Raw genomic sequence first — 23171 nt, 5'->3', positions numbered from 1 at the left:
GTAAGACCGATCATCCCCTGTACTCGATCCGTCTACCTGAAGGTAGGCGCGAAGTTAGGGCTGTGATTTGACTCGCCGTCGAATATCTAGCTCACCGTGCGTTGGCACCGATTCTAGATCCCGGGTGGCGCTCACGCAGCACCACCCGCGTGCCCACAGGCCCGGCGTCCTACCGGTCGACGGTCTGCACCAGCAGATACCCCGGCTAGGGGGGAACGGGGTGCGGCGGCCATGACCGTACAGCCATTTGCGGTCAGGCCCGCTGCGACCGATGCCGCCAGCATGAGCACCTGGCGCGGGACGCCTCGGGGGCCGGTGAGGCGAGGCGGGTCCGCCTCGCCGGCCCCATCCCCATCCCCATCCCCATCCCCGCCGGCTGGTGGCCGCTCCGCCTGGCCGCTGAAGGCGAACCAGGTGTCGGCATCGGACGTGCGGCCGATGCCGCGGGAGTTCCAGGGCACCCAGGCCGAATGGGTGTGGCTGCAAGCGGCCGCGCTCCCGCCGGGTTGCCCATCGATCGCGGTGTCGTCGGCGGACGGTGGTGTTGGCCGTTCGACGCTCGTGGCCGCGCTCGGCGGCCTGCTCGCCCTCGCCAGCCCGGCGCTCGTCGCGGCGGCCGACCTGACCGGCCGGGCCTGGGGCGGCCTCACGCATCGGGTTGCCGCCACCCGCCCGGGGACGGTCTGGGACGCGGTGGCCGCAGCCGCCCGCGGCCACCCGGACCTTGTTGCCCAGTTCGCGCAGACCGGGCCGACCGGTCTGCACATCCTCATTGGAGAGTCGCAGATGAGCGCAGATCGTCACCCGCCGTCGTACGGCGAGGCACATCACATGCTGGCCGCGCTGCCGTCCCGGTACGGGCTGGCGCTGCTGGACCTGCGGCCGGCCGACAACGGCGGCACCTGGCGTGCGCTGGGTGCGTCCGCTGCCCCGGTCCTTGTCGGCCGGGCCACGGAGGATTCGCTGCAGCACCTGCTGACGGTGCTGGCGTGGATGCGTACCGCGGGGTTGTCCGCGGCCGCGGACCGGTGCGTGGTGGCGGTGATGACAACTTCGCCGGTGATCAGCCGGGATACCCGCGCGGTGCAGCGGCAGGTGGAGCAGACGGCCGGGCACGTCGTGCGGATCGGTTACGACCCGGTCCTGGCCCGGCCGCATCCGATCGACGTGCGCGTGCTGCACAAGGCCACGAGGACCGCGCTGACCGATCTTGCCGCCGCGGTGCTGCGCCGGTGTACCGGCCCGGGCCCGGCGTCGATCACAGGGCTTGGCCCGGTCATGCCGGTGCCACCGGCGGCTCCCGCGCCGCAGCTACCGGCACCACCGGCGCCGCGCCGGGATGAGGACTAGCACGGCTACCCCGCCGTACGCACTGACTCTTCAGGGAGGCGACGAGATGCTGACCGCACCGATGGCCGCATGGCTTACCACCATGGCGTCCCCGATCGCGGGACCGCTGGTGGCGCCGGAGCCCACCGGCACGCCGGGTACCGGCTTCGACTGGGACCGGATCAACCCCAACCCGGCTGGGGTCCCGCGGGTGGACCTGTTCTACACGCTGATCAACGCAGGCCTGTGGCTCGGGGTTGCGGCGTGCGCCGCTGGTGGGACCGGCGCGATCATCATGATGGCGCTCGGGCCGGTGTTCGGCTCGCACGCGGCCGACAACCGGGGCCGGACGTGGCTGCTGCGGGTGTGCGGCCTGCTGTTCCTTGTGGGCTCGTTCGTCAGTGTCGGCGCGATGCTCTACCAGTTGTGAGACGCGCGATGCGACCGCCAGCCAGGACGCGCGTCCGCGCCCACGACCTGGTCCCGGGATCGGGTGCGCCGGTGCGAGCACAACTCTTCCCAGCCGGAATTATCGGCGAAGGATCACCGTCGGTTCGTCAGCGATCGTGCAGGATCGTCCTGGCGCTATTGGCAGGCCTGATTCTCGGCGCAGGTGCGGTGGGTCCCGGGCGGGCGGCTGCTGTTCCCGCGCCGACACCGGCGCCGATCCCGGCGCCGGCGACCGCCCCGCCGGCGAGATCCGGCCCGTCAGTGACGCCGCACGTGCCGGGACCGAGCGTGCCAGGGCCGGGCGCTGGGGGTTGTGCGCTGGTGGACGTGTCCTGCCGGGTGCAGGAAGGCGTCAGCGATGCCGTACGTATCGGTGTTTTCGGTGTCGTCGATCTGGCGGTGGCGGCGTTCGGGTGGATGCTGTCGTGGCTGGCGGCCATCGTGTTCGACCAGACGACAGTGACAGTGGACGACGCGTTCTACGGCGTCTACAACGACGTCGCCTCGATCGTCTCGCTGTTCGTGCTGCTGATGTTCGCGTTCTCCCTGGGCATGAACGCGCTGCGGGCACGTGACGGCAGCCCGGTGCGGATCGTGCTCGGCGCGTTGCGGGCGGTCCTGGGGATCACGTTCGCGGGCGGGATCGCGTTCACGCTGGTGCGGCTGTGGGACGAGGCGACCCTCGCGCTGATCGACCGCAATCAGGCGCGCGACTGGGAGCCCGCGGTATGGCTCAACGCCGTGCACCAGCTCGGCGCGGAGCCGGGCACGGCGCTGATTGCCCTGATTATCGCGGTGTTCTCCATCGTCGGGTTGATGTTGATCGGGATCATTCTGGTCTTCCGCGGGGTCCTGGTGATCGGGGCGGGGCTGGTCGGGGTCGCGGCGATGGCGGGGCAGACGCTGGACGCGACCCGGCCGTGGGGCCGCCGCTGGTTCTGGACCGTGAACGCGCTCGCCGCGTCCAAGTTTCAGATCGTGGCGTTCTGGATCTACGGCACCCGGGCCCCGTACGAGAGCGACGCCTTTCTCAACGCCCTGCGTGGCCTGCTGATGATCTTCCTGATGGTGGCGGCGCCGTGGATTCTGCTGCGGCTGACGACGATCCTGGACGGCTACATCGCCGATCTCGACCCGCCCGGGTTTCTGGGCGCGGCCGGTATGGGCGTCGGCACGGACGCGGTGTCGCACTGGGCGCAGCGCAGGATCGGCGGCGGCCCGTCGGACGGTGCCGGCGACAGTATCCCCAGCGTCGTCGACACCCCGGCCACGGACACCGGCACGCCCGGCACGACGGCGCGGGACGGTACCGCGGCCGGTGATCCGGCGCGCCCTGCCGGGAGTGGTGCGTCTTCCGGTGAGGCGGACGGGCGTGCGGACGCCGGGACGCCGCACCGGGATGACGCTGCCGGCACCGCCCAGGACACCAAGACGCTGACCGACACCGGCAAGGACCGCACCCCAGCGGCTGCCGGCCAGCCGGACGGACACACCTCCACGCCACCTGGTGGCTCCGGCGCGGGGACGCCGGCGGGCGAGCACACGACGGCGGCCGCGACCGACACGACAGGCGCCGCCGCACCGGCCGGGCCCCATGGTGCGCCCGGCGCGACGGCCGCACCGGGCAGCGGATCAGACGCGAGCACGGCGACCGTGCCGCCGCCTGCCGCACCCACACCCGCAGCGGGAGCCGCGTCTGCGTCGCCGCAGGTCGCCGCAGACGAGCCCAGGCCGGCGGGACAGCCGGGCGCGGGTGCGGGGATCGGCCGGGGTGCTGCCTCGGCCGGGACCGCCGCCGAGCTGCCGGTGGTGCCGCTGTGACTGCAGAAAGGACGACGATCATGACGACTTTCCGGTTCCCGCCACGGGCGACGCGCGGGTCGATGCTCGGTTTCTCGACGGGGCAGTTGGCGTGTGTGTTCGCCGGCGCGGTGTGCGCGATCACGGCGCTGAATCTGGCCACGGCCGGGCGGCCGCTGCCGGCGCTGGGTGTGTTCCTCGCCGGGCTGGCGCTGGGTGTGTGCGGGCTGGCGCGGCTGCGGGGCCGGCGGATCACGGAGTGGGTGCCGATCGTGGCCGGGGCGGTGCTGCAACGGGTGATGCGCCAGCACCGTTACCGCGGGGCGGCGTTCGCGCCGCGGCGGGAGGAACTGGACCTGCCGGGCCCGGCTGCCGGATACCGGTGGCTGACCGCGGTCGCAGCGGATGGTGTGACCGAGGTCGGGCTGCTGGTCCACCGCGTCGAGGGGACCGTGACGGCGGCGCTGCGCTGCTTCGGCGCCGGGTTCGCGCTGGCCGACAGCGGTGAGCAGCGGCAGCGTCTGGCCGCCTGGTCCGATGTGATCAACCTGCTCGGTGGGGAGTACGCGCAGGCCGGGCTGGTGCGCTGGTCGCTGCTGACCCGCACCGTCCCGGACTCCGGCGACAGCGCTCTGCGGTACCTGGCCGAGCACGCCACCGACACCGGGTCGGCGGCGTATGAGTCGTTGGCCGGGCTGACCGCCGCGGCGGCGCCGGCCGCGCAACGCCACGAAATCTATTTGACCGTGGTCCTCGACCGGCGGCGGCTGGCCGCCGAGGTCAAGGACGTCGGCGGCACCGATACGGCGCTGGCGGTGGTGGTGCTGGAGCGGCTGGCCGGGATCGAGGCGGCCGTGCGGGAGGCGGACATCGGCACCGGCGGGTGGCTGTCCCCGCGCGCCTACGCCGGGGTGCTGCGCTCGCAGTTCGACCCCGAGGTGCTGCCGCACACCAGCACCGACGACGGCACACCGGCGGGTGCGGCGCCGCGCGCGGCCGGGCCGGCGGCGATGGAGCAGCTCGGCTGGTCGTATCTGCGGCACGACTCCGGGCTGTCGCAGACGCTGTGGGTGTATGAGATGCCGCGGCAGCCGGTCCCGATGTCGTGGCTGAGCGCCCTGTTCGCCAGAACGGTCGGCCGGGTCGCCGTCACGCTCGTCGCCGAGCCGGTCCCGCCGCAACTGGCCGCGCTGGCGACGCGGCGGGACAAGGTCGCCGCCGCGGGGGAGCGGGCCACCAAGCAGCGTCTGCAACTGGTACGGACCGCGCGGGAGGAGGCCGAGGCGCGCGCGGTCGACCAGCTCGACGCCGAGCAGGCCGCCGGGCACGTGCGCTACCGGTACGCGCTGCTGGTCACCGTCACCGCCGCCACCCTGGAGGAGTTGCAGCGGCACGCGCGGGTCGCCCGGCAGATCCTGGCCCGGGCCGGCTGCGAGGCGATCGTCCTCTACGGCGAGCAGGATCAGGCGTTCCTCGCCGGTGCGGTGCCGCTGGCCCGCGGCCTGAAGCCCCGTTCGGGGGTGTGGGCATGATCCGGCGTACCCGTCTGCCCCGCGAGGACAGCCTCGCCGCGCTGATCGCCGCGCGGGCGGCCGCCGCCGACGAGGCCGCCGCTGCCCGGCAGGCCCGCCGCCGGCGGCGGCGCCTGGACCGCGACCTCGCCCGGCTGACCGGGCCCGGGCCGGTCACCGCCCGCGGCGGTCCCGGCCCGGCCGCGGGCCGGGTGGCGTGGCAGCTACGGCTGCCACCGCTGGAGACCACCTCCGCCCAACTTTGTTCGGTGTATCCGTTCGTCAACGACCCGGGCCTGCCGGCCCGCGGCCCGCTGATCGGCACCGAGATCTACTCGCGGGCGGCGTTCTATTTCTCCGTCCACGAGCTCTACCGGCTCGGCGTGGTCGGCGCCCCGAACGTGGTCGTCACGGGCGAGATCCGCTCGGCCAAGAGCGCGCTGCTGAAGTGCCTGGCGTTCCGTAACGCCGCGCTGGGCCGGCGCAGCTACATCGTCGACGTCAAAGGTGAATACGACCCCCTCGCCGGCGCGCTCGGGATCCGGCCGCTGCGGATCGGCCCCGGTCTCGGCGTGGTCATGAACCCGCTGGCCGGGATCGGTCGGCTGGCGGGCCAGCCGGAGACGGAATGGGCGCAGATCCAGCGCACCCGCCGGCTTCTGCTGCTGGAAGGCCTGCTCGAAATCCAGATCGGGGACCGGCTGTCGGAGGCCGAACGGTCCCTGATCGCCTACGCCCTCGACGCGGTCACCCGCGCCGATGACGGCACCAGCCCCGGCCGGCAACCCGCCCCCACCCTGTCGACCGTCCTGGCTGCGATGGCCGACGTCGACGCCTGGAAACACCGGCTCGAAGGCGTCCACTACACCCTCGCCGAGTTCGTCGCCGACTCCCGCCGGGTGCGGCTGGCGCTGGAAAGATTGATCACCGGCGCGCTCGGCGGGATCTTCGACGCCCCCGACGCCGCCAGCGCCCACCTCGACTTCGGGCAGGCCGGTGCGGTGCTGGACCTGCGCGCGGTGCGGACGTCGGACGCGATGACGGCGATGGCGATGACCTGCGCCCAATCCTGGCTCGAGGCGGAACTGACCCGTCCCGACGCCCCACCACGCATGTGCCTCTACGACGAGTTCGCGCTGCTGGCCCGCTACCTCGGGCCGATGCGCCGCATGCGCGAACAGCTCAAACTCGCCCGCGCCCTCGGCTCGGAGAACGTCCTGGCGTTCCACCGGTTCTCCGACCTGACCGCGTCAGGCAGCGCCGGGTCCGAGCAGGTACGCATCGCGCGCGGCCTGATCGAGGACACCGGCGTGCGGATCTCCTACCGGCAGGCCCCCGGCTCCCTCGACGCGGCCGCCGAGTTCCTCGGCACCACCGACGTGGAGACGCAGCTACTGCAGCGGCTGCCACGCGGCACCGGCCTGTGGAAGGTTGCTGGCCGCTCCTACGTCGTCAAGCACCAGATGTCGCGTGCCGAGTGGGCGATGGTCAACACCGAGCAGAAGATGCTCGGCGACACGCCCCCGCCGCTGCCCGCCACCACCGCCGGGATGGGGGTGCCGGCATGAGCAGGCCACCGCTGATGTCCCCCGGGCACCGGCTGCCCCACGAAGGCATCCACCGCCTCGACATCGTCATCCGGCTGGCCGCCCTCGCCATCGGCGTCGTCACCGCGGTCATCGCCACGGCCACGCTGTGGATCGCCGGTCAGCTATCCGGGCTGCTCGCCCACGGGGCGTGGCCGGACTCCACGCCTGCGGACGCGCTTGGTATCTCGCTGCGTCTGCCGGCCCACCTGGCCACCCCACGGCACGCGTGGCCGCCGGATGCGCGCGCCGACGTCGGCCCCGCCGGGCTGGTGTATTCGCTGTGGCTGCTGCTCTACGCCGCCGCGCTGGCCGGGCTGGTGTGGGCGCCGGTGCGGGTGGGCCGCAAGTACCTGCACCGGTCCGGGTTCGCCAGCCGCAAGGACCTGCGCCAGCTGGTCACCGCGAAAGCGGTCCTCGACCGCGTCGACGTGCTCCGGCCAGCCCTGACGATCCGGGACACCGACACCCCGGCCGTGATCGCGGTCAAGGAGCGACGGCGGACGGATCCCCTCGAAGTCGGCCGGCTACTCGGCTACCACGCGATGTCCGGTGAGCCGCTGTACCTGGCCAACGAATACACCGAACTCCTCGCCGCCGCCGCGCGGTTCGGCGGCAAGACATCCCGGTACATCATCCCGCGGGTACTCGACGCCCGCGGCGCGGTCCTGACGACCTCCACCCGCCTGGACGTCGCGGCCGTCACCTACGCCGCCCGCGATGCGATCGGGCCCACGTTCATCTTCGAGCCGCTCGGCAAACTGCCCGGCGTGCCCCGGCTGCGCTGGTCACCGATCGAGGGCGCCGAGGACATGGAAGTCGCGGCCCTGCGCGCGAAGGGCTTCGCCGCCGGCGCCGGCATCGATTCCTCCGCCGAGAACGGGGCGTTCTTCCAGGACCAGGCTGCGGCGCTGATCCGCGCCATGCTGCACGCCGCAGCATTGGACGAGCGCTGCACCTTGGAAGACATCTTCGGTTGGGCGGCGAACCCGTCCGATGCGCGCCCCGAGAAGATCCTGCGCTACCACCAGGTCAGCGCGTGGGCGGACCGGCTCGCTCATCACCGGGAAGCGACCGGTCGCACCAGAGACAGCATCCAGTCCGTGGTGTTCGCCGCACTGGACTGCTTCTCCCACCCGACCGTGCTGGCCAACTGCTCCCCGCCCCGCGGCATTCAATATCAGGTCGCTCCATGGCTGGCGGCGTCCGGCACCTTATATCTGGTCGGACCGCGCACCAGCCAGGCCGCTGTCGCGCCGCTGCTGGCGGCGATCGCCGAAGACATCTTCCACCACGCCCTCCAGGCGTCGTTTACCTCACGCGGCGGCCGCATCGAACCCAACCTGTACTTCCTCGGTGACGAGATCACCAACGTCGCCCCGCTGCCGTCACTGCCCGGCCACTGGGCAGACGGCGGTGGCGCCGGTATCTCGATGTCGATCGCCTGCCAGAACGAGCACCAGCTCGAAGAACGCTGGGGCCAGCGGGGCGGGCGGGCGCTGCGCGACGGCGCGAACGCCCGCATCGTCCTCGGCGGCACCCAGGACGTCTCCGCGCTCCGCGACGCCCAGGCGCTCATCGGCCAGACGCAGGAGCTGACCGCCTCCACCAACTGGGGCGGGACGCACACCAGCGTCCAGGAGCACCTCAAACGCGAGTACCTCGTTGACCTGGCCGCGCTGCGGAACCTGCCGGCCGGGCGGGCGCTGGTGCTGCTGGGCAACATGCCCCCGGTCGAGGTCGACATGCCCGCGTGGTGGGAACGCGACGACGGCCCGGATCTGCAAGCGGCCGCGACCGCGTTCAACGACCGGATCCGGGACGGTGACGGCGATGTCTGACCAGCCCGCGTTCACGTTCGAGCTGCCGGCGGACGCGTCCCCGGAGATGGAAGCGATCGCCGACCTCGCCGGGGCGGTCGACGCGCTCCGCGCGGGCCTGGCCGGTCTCGCCGACGAAGTCGTCCGCCTCCAGGAGCAGGCACCAGCCGGCCGGCCGGAATGGACTCCGGCGCGGGTGCGGTGGCGGGACCTGGACCGCGACGGCGCGCGGGCGGTGTGGCTGTGGCTGATCGACTGGGTGGCCTGGGCCGTCGACCGCTACCAGCTCACCGACGCCCTCGGCCCGTGCTGGCCACGCCACCCGCCGCTGGTCGAGGACCTGACCGCGGTGTGCCTGGCCTGGCACGGCTCCTACCACCCGGGCGCGGGCCTCGAGGCGCCGCTGCGCTGGCACGAGGCCCTCGACCGGGCCCGGCCCCGCTGGCGCGAACTCGACACCAGCAAATGCCGCCACGGCTACCACACCAGCCGCCGCATCGACACCCCATGGCCCGACGACTGGCAACGCCAAGCCCTGCACGCCGCCGCCGCGGACCTCGCCACCCGCCCCGCACCCGACGCGCCTGCGGTCACCGAAGGGAAGGAAGTGGCGTCATGACTCACCCCGCCGAGGTGGCCAGCAACTGGGACTGGGCGCGCCTCATCTCACGGATCGGCGGCATCCGCGACGCGTCGGTGCGCGTCTACCTGCACGTCGTCGCGATCCAGGACGTCCGCCGAGCCGCGGAGGCGAAAGCCCTCGCCGCTGAAGCGCGCGCGACCGAAGCCCAGGAGGCCGAAGCTCGCGCAGCCGAAGCCAGCGACGTCGAAGGCCGCGACGCGCGCCAGTCGACGGATTTCGATGAGGCGGTGGCCGATCACGATCCCTACCTCGATGACAACGACCGGGGTGTCGACGACGAACCGGAGGTGGAGTAGTGACCGGCCCCGCTGACGGCCTCTCCGGTGCAGCCGATTCCACACAGCAGGCGCAGGCCCGGGTGCTCAGGCACCTGCACACCAGCGTGAGCCGGCTGCGAGGCGACATCGCCGCGATGCGCAAGAACAACCGTGTCCCGGCCGACCTCGGCACCATCCGGCGGCAGCTGCAAAGGCTGACCGACGTAGCCGACGGGCACCTCGATCGCGCGGGTGTGCAGACGCCGCTGGACCACATCGCTACCCGGGCAGCGGCCCTCGCCGCCGATGTCGACGCCATGCGACTAGATACGCAACGCCCTGCCGACCTGCGCACCATTCGTTGGAGGTTGCAGAACATGACCGAGCTGGTCGACGACCAAGGCCACCGCCCTGGTGATCCGCAGTCCTCGTTGGACGAGGTCGCCACCCGCGCGAAGGCGCTCCTGGACGCCATCGCCGCGATACGCCTCGACCCCCACCGAGGCGATCTGCAATCCATACACCAGCAGCTACGGGGCATGGCCGCGCTGGTCAACGAAGACCTCGGCCGGGACGCACCCATCAGCCCATCGGTGGAAGCGGAATGAGGCCGCGTCTGGTGACGGCCGCCGCGTCGTGTACCGCTGCCGCCGCGCTCATCATGTCGTCCGCGTGTCTGCCGGCTACCCACGACCATGAGCCGGCACACGACCGCACGCAGGCGGTGGACGCCGGCGGTCATCTCACCGAGTCCGCTGGCCCGCCGGCGCCGGATGCCGACGGTCTTGCCGCACCGCTGCCGACCGCCGTGCCGGCCGCCGCCGTGGACGCGGCCACCCGATTCGCCGACGCCTGGGCGCGCCCGCACCTGCCCGCGGACCGCTGGCGAGAAGACGTCGCGGCGCTGGCGACGGCCGAGTACGCGACGATGCTGCGCACCGTCGACCCGGCCAACGTGCCCGCCACCCGGATCACCGGGCAGGCATGGCCACGGGAGAGCACCACGCTGCGTGTCGTCGTGGACGTGCCGACCGACGCCGGGACGCTGCGGCTGGTGTGCGTGGCATCGCACGGCCGCTGGCTGGTCGCCACCGTGCAGATGGTGGACGGATGAAAAGCGTGCTCATGCTGGTGGTCGCGATCGTCGCGGTGATCGTGCTGCTGTGCACCGGCGCGGTCATCACCGACGACGGGCCGGCGTCGGCGTCCTGTACCGGCAGCGGCGCGGTCACACCACGGCCGGTGGCGACCGGAGCGTGGCATCCGGTCGGCGTCTGGGACTCCGCGCAGGTCGCCCACGCCGCCGTGATCGTGGCGGTCGGCCAGCAGCAGCGGGTACCGCCGCGGGGCTGGGTGGTCGCGGTCGCGACCGCCATGGTCGAGTCCCGGCTGCTCAACCTCTCCTACGGCGACCGGGACTCCGTCGGCCTGTTCCAGCAGCGGCCCAGCCAAGGCTGGGGCACCCCGGCCCAACTCCAGGACCCGGTCTACGCCAGCCAACGCTTCTACACCGCGCTGCTGACGGTGACCGGCTGGGAGGCCATGCCGCTGACCGTGGCCGCCCAGACGGTCCAGAAATCGGCGTTCCCGGACCGGTACGGCGCACAAGAACACGACGCCGAACGGGTCGTCGCGGCCGTCACCGGCGCGACGGCGATCACCGATCTCCCCGGCGCCAGCCTCGCCATCTGCACCGGCCACTCCGCAGGCCCCGGCGGGTGGGTCCGGCCGGTCGATGCGGTCGTCGGCTCCGGGTTCGGCCCGCGCGGCGGCGAGCTGCACGCCGGCGTCGACCTGTCCGCGGCACGGCACACCGTCATCCGCGCGGCCGCGGCCGGCACCGTGGTCGCCTCCGCCTGCAACTCCACCAGCGGCACCTGCGACGTCGACGGCAGCCCCGGCACGATCGGCTGCGGCTGGTACGTCGACATCGCCCACACCGGCGGGATCGGCACCCGCTACTGCCACATGGTCCGCCGCCCCGAAGTCACCGTCGGCGCCACAGTCGCCGCGGGAGTGCCGATCGGTCTGGTCGGCAGCTCCGGCAACTCCAGCGGACCACACCTCCACTTCGAGGTCCACGAAAACGCATGCGCCGATGACACATGCCAACTGAGTCCCGCAAATGCCATCGACCCGGTGGCGTATATGCGCGCCAGGGGTGCGGCTCTCGGGGCCGCAAGCTAACCAATTCCGTGCCGCAAGCGCATTCACGAGTATGTCGTAAGGCTGGAGGTCATTGCAATGGATGCAGACAACAATACAGTTGCCGAGCCTATCCCGGAGGAGCCGACTGACGGCGTCCGTGGGGCGGGTGCCGGCGGTAGAGGCGCGGCGCTCGATGCCGCGTTGGCAGCGTACGAAGCGGCGCTACGGAACTGGCAGGGCCGAGGTGACGAGATCGCCGCTGAGCAGGCCGACATCCCATGGGAGACGTCCCCCGACGAAATCGTGAAATCGCATGCGTCCGACGCGGCATGGGAAGTGCTCGAACAATGGCACCGCCCCGGAGGCTTCAGGAGCAGCTTCGCGCAAGAAAGCCAATACTGGCTCGACGCGAAACAGCTCCGCCGCGAGCTGGGAGAGCCTGAACCGCCGTTGATACCGCTAGACGCCGACGCACGCGGGCCGGCCGCAGACCCTGTTTATGACCATGATGATCCAAGGCGGGATGCCGGGGCTGAAATGAACATGGAGTAGCACCGTAATTCTGTCGGTGTGGCCTCGACCGGTGCGTGCGTCCGCGCATCACCTCCGGCGGCGAGCGCGTGCGGTAGATGCCTGTCAGGTGGTGCCGGAACCCGGCCGCCCGCGGCTACGAGCACGCTGCCCCGACATCGCTGGATGCGGCGCTGTGCCGGGTGATGTGCAGCGGCGCCCCGGATTCGGCGCAGCCCGGACGCGGACACCGACGTCCACCCCGGCCTGCGGCGCGAGCCGTATCGCGTCCTGCGCGCCCCTCCTCCGCATAGTCGATCTAGGACACGCTGATGCACGCAAGCCACAACGACACGTCCAGCGCCCCGCGCAGAAACCGCGGACCCGCCGACGCCGTGCCCGCCCCGCCACGCCAGGGTGGTATGCCGGCACTACGACGGCCGGCCGGGTACGGGCAGAACGCGGCACCGCCATACCCGCCCACGCACCGCAGCATCGGGCCGCACCATGCACCGCGGCCCGGGACGATCGTGCAGCTATGCCGCACCGCGAACCTGATCCGCGGCCTCATCGAGCGGACCGTGCTGCGCGAGGAAGGGTTCACCTGGAATCACTTCGACGCCCTCCTGCTGGTGTGCGTCACCCGGGGCATCGAAACCCGCCGGATCGCCGCGGAGACGGGCGTCGCCAAAGCCACCCTCACGGCGGCGATCCGCACCTTGATCGCGCGCGGGCTGGTCTACCGGATCCCCGCCGAGCACGACCGGCGCACGATCGTGCTGGTCCCCACCGACGCCGGCATGCGGCTGGCCAAGCGCCTGCACACCGCGGTCGACGACGCACAAACCAGCATCCTCGCCGGTAGCGGCCTGCCATCCGGCGATCTGATCGCGGCGCTGCTGCGTGAGCTCGCCCGTCGCGGCCGCCACCACGCCACCACCAACACCTGAACCTTTCCCGACCGGACGTGGACACCGCCGCACGCGCCAGCGATCCCTGCCGGCACCGGCCAACCCGACACCGCCTGCTCATCGCGCAGCCCTCACGATGCCTCTCCCTGGAGGACTCATGTCCGCACACCACGCCCCCGCGCCCGCGGACACCGCTGAGGCACCACGCCACCGTCGTGGCGCCGGCCTGCGTCTGGGCCTGCTCTACGGACCGGCGATCTACGGCGTCAGCGCCGCCGCGGTCGCGCTCCCGGCCGCCGTCGACGCCCTGGGCACGACACCGATCGCCGCGGTATGGATCCTGACCGCCCACGCGCTCGGCCTCGGCACCGCCACCGCGACCGCAGGCCTGCTGGCCGACCGCTACGGCACCCGCCGCATCCTCACCGCCGGCGCGATCCTGCTGGCCGCGGGTACCGCCATCTGCATCATCGCGCCGGGACTGCTCACGCTGGTGGCAGGCCGCCTCCTGCTCGCCGCCGGCTCAGGTGCGATCACCACGGCCGCCATGACCGCAGCCGCGCAGCTCACCGAAGCCGCCCGGCCGCGCGCCCTGGCCATGATCGGGGCGACGTTGGCGTGTGTCTCGGCCACCGCCACCATCGCCGGCGGGCTGACCAGCCTCGTGTCCTGGCGGCTGCCGATGGTCCTGCCCGCCGCCGCCCTCCTGATCGTGCCGTTCGCACTGCCGCTGACCCGCCGCCAACCCACCGGCGGCCCGCCCGCGCACCTCACCGGCGTCGCGGCCGTCGCGATCGCCGCCGCGGGAGGACTGCTGCTGATCCAGGCCCACACCCTGCGGCTTCCCGCCGCAGCGACAGTAGCGGTCCTGGCCGCGACGATGGCAGCGGCGATCGTCACGGTGCGCCGTCATCGCGGACGGGAAGGCGCCGGCGTGCTGCGCGTGGTCCTCGGCGACGCGCAGCTGCGTGCCGCAGCTGTCATCGGTGCCGGCGTGTACGGCGGGATGTTCGCCGCCCTGTACGCGGTACCGCACGTGCTCTACCGGCAGCACCAGTACAGCGCCGTCGACGTCGGCGTGGTGCTCCTGCCAGGAGCTGCCGGCGCGGTGCTGCTGGCCCAGATCGCGTCCCGGTACGTCCCTTCCCTCGGCGCGGTCCGGGTCCTCGCAATCGTCGCCATGACATTCGGCGGAATCCTCGCCGGCACCGCGATCGTGCCGCATCCGGCGGTCCTCGTCGCCACCGTCGCCGTCGCGTTCGGCGCGTTCAGCACCACCCAAACCGTCTACACCGGGCTCGTCGGGCAGCGTGCGCCGCAGAGCCGTGGCAGCGCGATCGGCATCGGGAACCTCGCCTTCTTCGGCGGTGGTGCGGCCGGCTCGGCGATGTGCTCGGCGTTGTGGCAACCGGTCGGTCTTGTGCACGCGCTCGCCATGATGGGTCTGCTACCCGCGCTGGCAGCGGCGCTCGTGACCGCGTCGTTCTGGTGGAGCGCTTCCCGGCGTGCTCGTGGGCGTCGTGCATCCCCGGCGACGCGGTAGAACTCCAGCGTGAACGGCCGCCCGAGCCGACGCGGATGAGAGGTGGCCGTCGCGACGATGAACGCCTCATCGTCTTCACTGATCCGGCGGGGACGGCCTCCCGTCCGCTGAGGGTGGAGGCATGCCAACCCCATCTGCTTGAACATATGGATCAGATCCCTGACTGTGTCCTCGTGCGCGGCGACCAGCCGGGCGATCGCCGTGACCGGGGTCCGTGACACTCACGCCATCATGATCAACGCCCGGCGATCCCGGACCGAGCCGTGTTTGCCACGCCGGACGAGTTGTTGCATCTGCGGCCCTCGTCCTGGGTCAACCGCCGCGCCCGTACCGCTCGGCCGCCTCGCACCATCCACCTTCAACAGCGACCAACGCGGACGAGACTGCCCTGGTCTATCGCCGGGCAACGCAAGCCGCCCGGCGTGTCAAAACCCGGCGAACGTTCGTGGACAGCCCACCAGCCGGCCCTGCAGTGAGTCAGGCGAGCCGCAGATGGCGACGACGACGTCCGGGTCGCTACGTTAGTGGCCTGCCACACGGTCCGGGATGCTCACCTGCACGGGGGCCGCTGACCCCGCGCGGTGACGGATAGACCCACGGTGCGACCGGTGCGGGCGGGATGAGAGCGAAGTGGCGGATGCCGTCTGCCGACGGCGAGCCACTGCCTTGCTGTCAGACGGCCGGGAGCGTCGGGGCACTCGTCAGGGCGCGTACCTCGTCGATGCCGCCTGCAGGCGGCGGTTCTCCGCCCGCAGCCGGGCCAGCTCGGCTCGCTCATCGCTGGTCAGCCTGTCCGACCGGGTTCCGGCGTCGAGTTCGGCCTGCTTGACCCAGGACCGCACCGCTGTCTCGGTGCGTTCGGTCAGGAGTCGACCTCGATAAGCACGGCGTCGTCGACCGTGACGGTGTAGGCCCCTTGTCCGCCGAGTTGGAAGACGGCCTCGCCGGCCGCGTTGCTGTTCGTGCCAGCGGTGAACGTGTAACTGCGTCGGCTGGCCGTACGGTCGATGGGAACGCTCGCGACGAGTGACGGCCGGTACGGCAGCTCCTCGTCCTGGAGACGGAGCAGAATGTTCAGCGGCCGGTCGCTGGTGGCGATGAAATCGAACCGGTAGCGATGGCCGGTGATCATCGTAAATCCACTGTTGATCACGAGGAATTCCCACGACAGGGTGGACCCGGCGGGCACGGTGGCCACGAATCCGGTGGGTGTGTGGCGCAACTCCCCGGGGGAAGCGTAAGCCCGCCATGTCGAATTGCTCGAAGGCGCACAGGGGGCTCCCATCACGACTGCGCCGGAGGCGCTGGGTTTGCTGGGTGGCCGGCACGCTGAACTCGCGATGTGCGCCGGTGTGTTGGCGGCAGGCGGGGACGAGTCGGCGAGCCGGGACCCGCTCACGCCGACCAGCACGCCACTGGCGAAGATCATCAGTAGGGCGATCCAGGCCGCCGGGCGAAGCCACGTCCAGTCCCGCCGTGGCGGCGTGCGCTCGATCGGCATGAGCCATACCGGGGCGAGCTGAATCACGTCGGTCGGCGCGGTGCGCCACCGGTCGGCGTTCCGCTCGACGACGAGCGCTGACGCCGGGCGCGGTACGGGCAGCAGGTATGGGGTGCGTCGATCGTATTCGTACGCTGTCGTGAGGAGGGCGTTGAGGTGCGCGACAGCAACGGCGAGGCGCTGGACATCGTCATCGCCGAACGGTAGGCCTGCGATGTGGTGCGAGGCCCGGGTGACCGCGACGACGGGCACGAGATCAGTCAGATACCGCAGGTCGCCGGCGAGCACGCCGGCAACGATGTCCTTGTCAACTGCGATGCCGGGTGCCATTCGGTGGGTGCGGATCACTTCGGCGAGATGGCGTAGGGAGGCCGCCCGGCGTCGGCGGCGGGGCGGTGCAGTATCAGGGGGAGGGGCGTACACACCATCCCGTCCCGCTTTCGACGCTGCGGCGTTCACCACCGAGGTGATCAGCTGCGCCGTGTCGTTCACGTTTTTCCACCACGGTGCCGGTTGTGACGCCACATGTCCCTCCGTGCATTGATCGATTCGATTGTAGGGCGTCGGTCAACGCGACCTGGCCGACGCCAGTAGCCGCGACTGCCCTCCGGTGTGCTGTCGGCATCCGCATGCCTTGCCGCGCCGGTGGACGTACGCCCCTCGCCGTGCGCGCCCGTTTCATCCTCGAACTGCGAGCCGTTGAGACCAGCCATCCTCCGCTATCCGACCCACACCGCTAGGACGGCAGCCCCTCATCCCGGCATAGACCGCCGCACCCGGGCATGGTTGTCAGTGCCGTCCGTCATGGCGGCGCATCGTGGCCGGTGGATCAGTTATCTGTCCCCCAAGTACAGATCCACCCAGGTCAGGGACAGATGCGCATGGCGTGCGGTTCGGATCTTCCAACACGATCGATGCAATCGCAGTCGAGCAAACGGAGGATCACGATGATCAAAAAACTGCTGGCTACCGCGGCTATGGCTGCCGTCCTCGTGGGGATCGGAGCTGCGCCGGCGCACGCCTCCTGGAAGGAACTCAAGACTTCTTACCTGGGCGTGACGACCGGGCAGGCGGGCCTCGGCATCGTCGACAATGTCAAGTACTTCGCCATCTGGGACCTGAAGGCCGGTAACGGCCTGGTGTGGATCGATGTCAGGGTCCCGGACGGCCGCTCGATTCGCTACTCCGGCATTGACAACGACTACTACGACGTACCCCCGATCTATTACAGCGTGGCGTCCTGGCGGCTGTGCGACCCGTACGCCGGCTACTGCACCGGCTGGGTTCTGGCCTGACCGGGGCCGTGAGAAAGGTGCGGGCGGTCTCGCCGACCGCTCGCACCTCGGGGGGCTGGCTCTGGGCGTGTCCGACGGTCCCGGTTGGTCGCCTGCTTTGGTCCCACCCGTCCTGCGCGGGTTTCTGTGTGCGTGTCTTTGGGACCCACCCCGCTGGAGTGCTGCGTGGCGGCGGCGGTACCAGGTTCCCCCGGAACGTAGTACGACAGCCGCTGTTCGGGGCCAGGTGACAGGAGGTTGCCAGCGGGCCTCGACTGGTTAGTCCAGCTCTCGTTCGCTGGCCAGAGTGCCGACCTTCTCGACAAGGGTTACAGGTATCAGGAAGGCGATGTCCCACACCTCGTCGTCGTGGCCGATCAACACCGTCGCGGTCTCAGGGTCTGACCCCTCGCCGGGACCACACCAGAAGACCTTGCCACCGGCACTTGTTCCAGCCGCGATCGACCTACGCTGGTCCCAAGCGGCGACTCGGACGCAGCGGAGCTTGGCCAAATCCTCGAAGGTGGCCCAGACGTTCAGCTCCCAGCCGTCGCCGCCTTGGAGCTTCAGCACCACCTCGTGCGGTGGACCCGCGGCACCCATCGTCATGTCAACGAGCGGCTGCATGCGGCGATCTTAAGCCGGGTAGGTTGACCCCGTTATGGGCACCTGGGATGTCGAGCCTTTCGGCAACGATGACGCCGCGGACTTTGCGTTCGAGCTGGACGACGCGCCAGCGGCGGCGCGTATCGAGATGATTGGCGCGGTCCTCGAACGCGTCGCTCATGACGACGATCACCGTCTGTCGGATCCACCGCGAGCAGTCGCCGCTGCGGCGTTAGAGGACGTCTGGTTCACGTATTTTGTGTGTTTTGTTCTTTGGGTGGGTTGCGCCAGGTGTGGGTGGTTTCGTGGGTGAGGCGTTTGGCGAGGTTGTCGATCATGGCGAGGGTGATCATGCTGGCTGAGTGGTCAGGCAGGGTTTCGTAGTCGCGGGCGAGTCGGCGGTGTTGCATGAGCCAGCCGATGGTGCGTTCGACGACCCAGCGGCGTTTGATGACGCTGAATCCCTTGCTGGACGGGTCTTTGGTGACCGTTTCGACGTCGATGCCGAGTGTGGCGCCGTATTCGACGAGGGTGGTCTTGAAGCCGGCGTCGACCCAGGTTTTGGTCAGGGTGGGGTGGGTTCGGGTGGCGTGGTCGAGCAGGTCGCGGCCGATGGCGTTGTCACTGACGGATGCTGCGGTCACGACGACGGCGAGGAGTAGGCCGAGGACGTCGGTGATGATGCCGCGTTTGCGGCCGGCGATTTTCTTGCCGGCGTCGATGCCCTGGCTGTCGGCGGGGACGTTGTGGGAGGTCTTGACGCTTTGGGTGTCCATGATGGACGCGGTGGGTGCGGCGGGGCGTCCGTGGTGGTCGCGGACGAGGCCGGTGAGGTCGTAGTTGAGGTCGGTGAAGATGCCTTCCTTGCTCCAGGTGGTGAAGTAGCCGTAGACCGTCGGGTGTGGAGGGAAGTCGTGGGGTAGGTAGCGCCAGGGGATACCGGTGCGGTTGACGTAGAGGATCGCGTTGAAGATCTCGCGTAGGTCGTGGGTGGCGGTGCGGCCTTTGATGCCGAGTGCGGTGCGGGCGTCGGTGCGTGCTTGGCGCCAGGCGGTCAGGCGGGGTGCGATCAGGTTCCAGCGGGCGTCGGACAGGTTGGAGGGGTAGGTGCGTCTGTCGGTCATGCGTGCTGGCGTACGCTGCGGAAACGGCCGCCGCGCGGACATTGGGTCCGCTGATTTCGTGGTGAAAGCCAATGAGACACGATCGGGGGACGATAGGCGCCCCAACCGGACGAATGCCTATGCGGATGAGTAGGGCGAACCAGTCGGATCGGACCGGTTGAGGGTTCGTGGTCGATCCATGAAGCTAGCTCTACCACCACATACCTGACTAAAACGTCCAGTTAGAGCGTGTATCGAAGTCAGAGCCAGAAGGAGTAGGCCTTGTCCGCCATGACCGCGTCCGGCCGGGTCCGGACCCGGCCGGAGAGCTTGACGACCTGGATGCGTTCCAGAACCCGGGTGAACTGCGGGCTGTCACCGCGATGGCCGGCGGTCAGCACGATCGCCAAAGGCTTACAGCCCTGCTCACACGCCAGATGCAGTTTCGTTGACCAGCCGCCGCGGGAGCGGCCCAGGCCGTGGTCGTCAGGTTCCGGGTCACCGACGCCCCCCGGTGGTTCGGTTTGGGCGGCGCTGTCCCGGCGTGCTCCGGCGGCGTGCTGATGCGCCCGCGCGGTGGTCGAGTCGACCGACACGTTCCCGATGATGCGTCCCGCCGCCTCGGCCAGTGCTTGCAGGCAGGCCAGGACTTCCGCCCAGGTCCCGTCCCGTTGCCACCGGCGAAACAATGCGTACGCCGCCGGCCAGGAGCCGTAACACGACGGGATGTCCCGCCACGACGCTCCGGCCCTCACCCGCCATCGGATCGCGTCGATCGTCGTCCGCCGGGACACAGCCGGTGGCCGGCCAGGACGCCGCAGGTCAGGAACAGGAAGCAACGGCGACAGACGCGCCCACTGCGCGTCCGTCAGATCATGCCGCCGCAGCACCGGTAAGGTGTCCACGAGGTCTCGGGTATTCAGGTGTTTCTTGGTCGAAAAACCTTCTACCGGAGACCTCGCCCACCTTCAGCGATCAACGCGCCGCAACTCGTAGGACTTCGATACACGCCCTAATCGCGGCGCAGTGTCCAGCCGGTGAGCCATGACGAACCCCACAGCGACCTGCTGCCGCTACTACTCGGAATCTGCGAGGACTTCTTCGTCGACGCTGGTCCCGCTGTCCACCACGAAGTCGACCGTCTGCTGAAAGCCAGGCACATCACCGGCGGGCCAGGCTGGCTGATCGACATGCTCGCCCTCACCCGCCAACGCCTCGAGACCTCCGCCGAACCCGACGGATCGCGATCTCGACAGACGGCCGACTCGCACGAAAGTGGCGCTCGAACTCACCGACATTGCTCAAGCCAGCCCGCACCCACTGGCTCTCAAACTCAGCTAGAAACGGCCCTCGTTCTCGCCGACATAATCACGCACGGGTGCCTCTCCTGCCATCCATGTCGGATCGATCGCTTCCGTGCGCGATGGGAAAGTGAATGCGGCACTGATTAGTGAACGCCGGAGGGCCGGCCGGACGGCTAGCAGCTGTGCCACGGGCGGCTGGCGGCGATAGGCGTTGTAGGCCTGTCTTGTTGCCCGATGTCCTCGGGATGTCGCGCAGTCGAAACGGTCCTCGACGGCTGCGGGCTTGGCATAGTGTTTTGGTGACTCGTCTAGGTAGTTCCGCGTACCCGTCGTTCCGCTTCTTTGTTGCGCCGATGATCACATGGCTGATTCTCTCGGCTCTCGGATTTGCTGGCGCGCAATGGGTGACCGATCGAAACAAGCGGGAGATGGAAGATCGTTTTGATCTTCGACTACAAGTTACTGCTAGGGCCCTTTCTGAGATTGCGGCAAACTCTACTGGCTCGAATGCGGGTGATCAAGATTTGGTGCCCTGGGGTGGTTCTGTGGACGGATATTTAGCGCATGCTATTGCAGTCGGCGGGGCGCAGCTTTACGTCGTCGATAGCGGCAACACAATCATTGCTTCGAGTGAAGTTCTTCCGAGTGTCGCCACGGGACTTTCGGTTGTGGCGCCCGAGTTGTCGAATGCGCCCTGGAGTGAAGATGTAGTTGTCGTCAATGGTATGCGTTTCGCCAGATTTGATATCCCGGGCAGGCCGTGGCGACTTATTGGTGGCGCGCCTCTGGTTGGAATGTATGGTCCGATTGACAGTTCAAATATGGTGATTAGGATTGCTGCCGGGGGCGGATCGGGGCTTGGTCTACTGACTGTAATCTTGGTGGGCAGCATTAGTCGTAATCGAGAGGTTCTACGGGAAAGCGAAGAGCTGCGCCGGCATCGCCAGGAGCTGACGGTGCGCGCCTATCAGCTAGAAGCGGCCAATGCTGAACTTAAGATTGCGAATGACCGCGTCGCCGACCTGGTTGCAATGCTGAGTCACGATGTTCGCCAACCCATCGCGACGGTCATTGGGCTCTGTGAGCTGTTGATCGGCGATTGGTTAGACGCTAGTGATGATGACAAGCGTGGAGATGTTGAGAAAATTGCCGCTACTGCGGCCTCCATGAACAACCTTGTTGAAGAAATCCTTACCCTCACCCAACTTGACGGTGACACCCTACTGGCCCGGCCCACGCCACTTAACGTGCGGGGTGTCGTGAACGACGTGCTGACCCACATGGCACCCGATCGGCAGGCGCAAGTAACTGTCGAAATCGATCCGGCACTTCGAGTCCTTGCTGACCCCCGGCACCTCCATCAAATCCTTACAAATCTTGTTGGCAACGCCCTTAAATACGGCGATCCGCCCGTGCATATCCGTGCGACGGGCGCTGGCGGTGGCAGCATCGAGGTGTCCGATTCCGGAGAAGGGGTGCCAGCAGAATTCGTTCCGCACCTGTTCGATCGTTACACGCGTGCCGACAGCGGTGTTGCGCCAACCAAGAAAGGCACAGGTCTCGGCCTCTACATTGTCAAACAGTTGGCCTTAGCTAACAACGGCGTCATCGCGTATCGATCTGCAGAGCCGACAGGTGCGTGCTTCGTCCTCTCCTTACCGCTTCCTCCCGTAGAGCCGTTCGCAGCGGAAGGCTCTCCGCCTGAGGACTGAAACGACGAACGGATGTCCTTCGGGCCTGCCGATGTCCCACCACATGATGCGCCACCGCTGAGGGAACGCGCGTCGCGGAGCAGGTGCGCTGTCCACGGTGAGGCCGCACGACGTGGCTGCCGGCGCGGCGCCGGGCACGCTGATCACGGCCGGATGGTCACTCCAGCGCTCGCAGGTCGCCGCGGCCGTCCACGCCGGATTGCGGGCCGGTGTCCGGCGGTTCCGGGGTTGCCTCCGGTGCGTCGGACTGTGGGGGATGCAGAGCGGCGATGCGCTGGATGGTGTGGTGGAGGTTGCGCACTTCGGCCGACAGTTCGGCGATCGACCTGGAGAGCTGCTTTTCCACACGGGCATGGGCTTGGCGCGCGTACAGGCTCTGCATGACCAGGTCGGTAAGGGTGGCGTCGGGAAACGATGGCGGCGCGTCTGCGGCCGACGGGTATGCTGGTGGTGATAACAGGGGTGGAGCGCTTTGGCTCGCTCTCTGGGGGCCGTGATCACCGTGTGGCAGAGCGGCCCTATCACCACCTCCGTCCCCGCGGATGTGCAGGTCCGTTCCGGTGACGGCGTCGGTGACCGTGGTGACGTCCGCGATGCGGTTCCACCACACCGGGTCGTCGCTGCGAAGCACGCGCTGTGTGGCCCAGGCGGCAGCATCCGCCATCCACAATCCCTCGTCGCGGCTGGGCTGGTGACGCAGCGCCATGCGAGAGCTGATGGTGCCTTCGCGGACGAGGTGCCGGTAGGTGCGCCGGTCACGGAGGTCGTTGGAGTCGCGTTTCTCGGGGTCGGGGTCTGCGCCGCGGCTGTCGAGGATGACGTCTCGCACGCGTTGGCGGTTGAGCTCCGGCAGCATCTGGCCGAGGCAGCGCTGGCGTGCGATCTCCTTCGGCACGTCCAGCGGGGCGTGGGTGACGATGTGCACCCAGCCGGCGTGTGCGGCCACCGTGTCGAGGGCGTCCTCGACGACCCGGAACCGGGCGGCGTGATGAAGCTTGGTGGTATGGAAGTAGTCGCCGCCGACGGCGGCGCGCATGGCGTTGCGCGCCTGGTCCGCGGTGTCCTGGTCCAGGATGACGGCCGCGAGCAGATAGAACCCCGGCGAGTGGGAACCTTTCAGGAGCGATTCGTCGACGAACGCGACGCAGTGACGTCCCGCCATG

Annotated in this window: 23 protein-coding genes and 2 pseudogenes; 17 read left to right on the top strand and 8 right to left on the bottom strand. The window is 69.6% G+C overall.

The genetic code is table 11. From position 1 onward, the window contains the following. The first annotated feature begins 438 nt into the window (after nucleotides 1–438). From J2S41_RS22215 to J2S41_RS22150, 14 genes are all read left to right on the top strand, one after another. Nucleotides 439–1350 (top strand): MinD/ParA family ATP-binding protein, encoded by a 912-nt coding sequence (locus tag J2S41_RS22215; protein ID WP_310370110.1) that lies wholly within the window; start codon nucleotides 439–441, stop codon nucleotides 1348–1350. A gap of 46 nt (nucleotides 1351–1396) precedes the next feature. Beyond that, the gene (locus tag J2S41_RS22210; RefSeq protein WP_310370108.1) at nucleotides 1397–1759 is read left to right on the top strand and encodes a hypothetical protein; all 363 of its coding nucleotides are present in this window, start codon (nucleotides 1397–1399) and stop codon (nucleotides 1757–1759) included. A 341-nt stretch (nucleotides 1760–2100) separates the two neighbouring features. After that, the gene (locus tag J2S41_RS22205; protein ID WP_310370107.1) at nucleotides 2101–3600 is read left to right on the top strand and encodes a hypothetical protein; all 1500 of its coding nucleotides are present in this window, start codon (nucleotides 2101–2103) and stop codon (nucleotides 3598–3600) included. Nucleotides 3601–3620: 20 nt separating this feature from the next. After that, nucleotides 3621–5111: an SCO6880 family protein gene (locus J2S41_RS22200; protein WP_310370105.1), complete on the top strand. Its 1491-nt coding sequence runs from the start codon at nucleotides 3621–3623 to the stop codon at nucleotides 5109–5111. Further along, a complete protein-coding gene (locus tag J2S41_RS22195) occupies nucleotides 5108–6658 on the top strand; it encodes a putative type IV secretion/conjugal transfer ATPase (RefSeq protein ID WP_310370103.1) in 1551 nt (516 codons plus the stop codon). The genes J2S41_RS22200 and J2S41_RS22195 overlap by 4 nt, the downstream gene beginning before the upstream one ends. Next, the gene (locus J2S41_RS22190) at nucleotides 6655–8517 is read left to right on the top strand and encodes a type IV secretory system conjugative DNA transfer family protein (RefSeq protein ID WP_310370101.1); all 1863 of its coding nucleotides are present in this window, start codon (nucleotides 6655–6657) and stop codon (nucleotides 8515–8517) included. Before J2S41_RS22195 ends, J2S41_RS22190 begins: the two co-directional genes overlap by 4 nt. Continuing rightward, nucleotides 8510–9115 carry a hypothetical protein gene (locus J2S41_RS22185; protein WP_310370099.1) on the top strand — a complete coding sequence of 202 codons (606 nt, stop codon included), beginning with the start codon at nucleotides 8510–8512 and terminating at the stop codon, nucleotides 9113–9115. The genes J2S41_RS22190 and J2S41_RS22185 overlap by 8 nt, the downstream gene beginning before the upstream one ends. Next, nucleotides 9112–9435 carry a hypothetical protein gene (locus J2S41_RS22180; protein ID WP_310370097.1) on the top strand — a complete coding sequence of 108 codons (324 nt, stop codon included), beginning with the start codon at nucleotides 9112–9114 and terminating at the stop codon, nucleotides 9433–9435. Before J2S41_RS22185 ends, J2S41_RS22180 begins: the two co-directional genes overlap by 4 nt. Further along, entirely contained in the window at nucleotides 9435–10004 is a 570-nt protein-coding gene (locus J2S41_RS22175; RefSeq protein WP_310370095.1) for a hypothetical protein, read from the top strand. The genes J2S41_RS22180 and J2S41_RS22175 overlap by 1 nt, the downstream gene beginning before the upstream one ends. Beyond that, nucleotides 10001–10510 (top strand): hypothetical protein, encoded by a 510-nt coding sequence (locus J2S41_RS22170; protein WP_310370093.1) that lies wholly within the window; start codon nucleotides 10001–10003, stop codon nucleotides 10508–10510. The genes J2S41_RS22175 and J2S41_RS22170 overlap by 4 nt, the downstream gene beginning before the upstream one ends. After that, the gene (locus tag J2S41_RS22165; RefSeq protein ID WP_310370091.1) at nucleotides 10507–11583 is read left to right on the top strand and encodes a M23 family metallopeptidase; all 1077 of its coding nucleotides are present in this window, start codon (nucleotides 10507–10509) and stop codon (nucleotides 11581–11583) included. Before J2S41_RS22170 ends, J2S41_RS22165 begins: the two co-directional genes overlap by 4 nt. A 57-nt stretch (nucleotides 11584–11640) precedes the next feature. Continuing rightward, on the top strand, nucleotides 11641–12096 hold the full coding sequence (locus J2S41_RS22160) for a hypothetical protein (RefSeq protein WP_310370089.1): 456 nt from the start codon (nucleotides 11641–11643) through the stop codon (nucleotides 12094–12096). Between the two features lie 539 nt (nucleotides 12097–12635). Further along, on the top strand, nucleotides 12636–13004 hold the full coding sequence (locus J2S41_RS22155) for a MarR family winged helix-turn-helix transcriptional regulator (protein ID WP_310370087.1): 369 nt from the start codon (nucleotides 12636–12638) through the stop codon (nucleotides 13002–13004). A gap of 97 nt (nucleotides 13005–13101) precedes the next feature. Beyond that, the gene (locus J2S41_RS22150) at nucleotides 13102–14508 is read left to right on the top strand and encodes an MFS transporter (RefSeq protein ID WP_374728261.1); all 1407 of its coding nucleotides are present in this window, start codon (nucleotides 13102–13104) and stop codon (nucleotides 14506–14508) included. Here the strand turns inward: J2S41_RS22150 and J2S41_RS22145 are convergent. From J2S41_RS22145 to J2S41_RS22135, 3 genes and pseudogenes are all read right to left on the bottom strand, one after another. Beyond that, nucleotides 14490–14860: pseudogene (locus tag J2S41_RS22145) on the bottom strand (helix-turn-helix domain-containing protein); the annotation flags it as partial. The gene J2S41_RS22150 and the pseudogene J2S41_RS22145 overlap by 19 nt on opposite strands. A 349-nt stretch (nucleotides 14861–15209) precedes the next feature. Then, nucleotides 15210–15350: a hypothetical protein gene (locus J2S41_RS22140; RefSeq protein WP_310370084.1), complete on the bottom strand. Its 141-nt coding sequence runs from the start codon at nucleotides 15348–15350 to the stop codon at nucleotides 15210–15212. A 20-nt stretch (nucleotides 15351–15370) separates the two neighbouring features. Further along, nucleotides 15371–16501 carry a hypothetical protein gene (locus tag J2S41_RS22135; protein WP_310370082.1) on the bottom strand — a complete coding sequence of 377 codons (1131 nt, stop codon included), beginning with the start codon at nucleotides 16499–16501 and terminating at the stop codon, nucleotides 15371–15373. A gap of 455 nt (nucleotides 16502–16956) precedes the next feature. On the opposite strand from J2S41_RS22135, the gene J2S41_RS22130 reads away from it, so the two are divergent. After that, nucleotides 16957–17304: a hypothetical protein gene (locus J2S41_RS22130; RefSeq protein WP_310370080.1), complete on the top strand. Its 348-nt coding sequence runs from the start codon at nucleotides 16957–16959 to the stop codon at nucleotides 17302–17304. 258 nt (nucleotides 17305–17562) lie between these two features. Here J2S41_RS22130 and J2S41_RS22125 read toward each other — a convergent pair whose 3' ends face one another. Then, nucleotides 17563–17910: a hypothetical protein gene (locus tag J2S41_RS22125; RefSeq protein ID WP_310370078.1), complete on the bottom strand. Its 348-nt coding sequence runs from the start codon at nucleotides 17908–17910 to the stop codon at nucleotides 17563–17565. Continuing rightward, nucleotides 17894–18070: a hypothetical protein gene (locus J2S41_RS22120; protein ID WP_310370077.1), complete on the bottom strand. Its 177-nt coding sequence runs from the start codon at nucleotides 18068–18070 to the stop codon at nucleotides 17894–17896. The genes J2S41_RS22125 and J2S41_RS22120 overlap by 17 nt, the downstream gene beginning before the upstream one ends. Between J2S41_RS22120 and J2S41_RS39880 the strand changes: the two genes are divergently transcribed. Further along, nucleotides 18005–18202, top strand: coding sequence for a hypothetical protein (locus tag J2S41_RS39880; protein WP_374728260.1), 198 nt, complete (start codon nucleotides 18005–18007; stop codon nucleotides 18200–18202). The two genes, J2S41_RS22120 and J2S41_RS39880, sit on opposite strands and share 66 nt — an antisense overlap. Here the strand turns inward: J2S41_RS39880 and J2S41_RS22115 are convergent. Further along, nucleotides 18138–19013 (bottom strand): IS5 family transposase, encoded by an 876-nt coding sequence (locus tag J2S41_RS22115; RefSeq protein ID WP_310370075.1) that lies wholly within the window; start codon nucleotides 19011–19013, stop codon nucleotides 18138–18140. The two genes, J2S41_RS39880 and J2S41_RS22115, sit on opposite strands and share 65 nt — an antisense overlap. 251 nt (nucleotides 19014–19264) lie before the next feature. After that, a pseudogene (locus J2S41_RS22110) lies at nucleotides 19265–19897 on the bottom strand (IS5 family transposase); the annotation flags it as partial. A gap of 752 nt (nucleotides 19898–20649) precedes the next feature. On the opposite strand from J2S41_RS22110, the gene J2S41_RS22105 reads away from it, so the two are divergent. Then, nucleotides 20650–22008, top strand: a complete 1359-nt coding sequence (locus tag J2S41_RS22105) for a sensor histidine kinase (RefSeq protein ID WP_310370074.1) — start codon at nucleotides 20650–20652, stop codon at nucleotides 22006–22008. Nucleotides 22009–22165: 157 nt separating this feature from the next. Here J2S41_RS22105 and J2S41_RS22100 read toward each other — a convergent pair whose 3' ends face one another. After that, entirely contained in the window at nucleotides 22166–23170 is a 1005-nt protein-coding gene (locus J2S41_RS22100) for a hypothetical protein (RefSeq protein ID WP_310370072.1), read from the bottom strand. Nucleotide 23171: the final 1 nt, after the last annotated feature.

It is taken from the genome of Catenuloplanes atrovinosus, from assembly GCF_031458235.1.
In the GTDB taxonomy this organism is placed as follows: domain Bacteria; phylum Actinomycetota; class Actinomycetes; order Mycobacteriales; family Micromonosporaceae; genus Catenuloplanes; species Catenuloplanes atrovinosus.
This window is presented reverse-complemented; position numbering and strand designations above follow the sequence as displayed.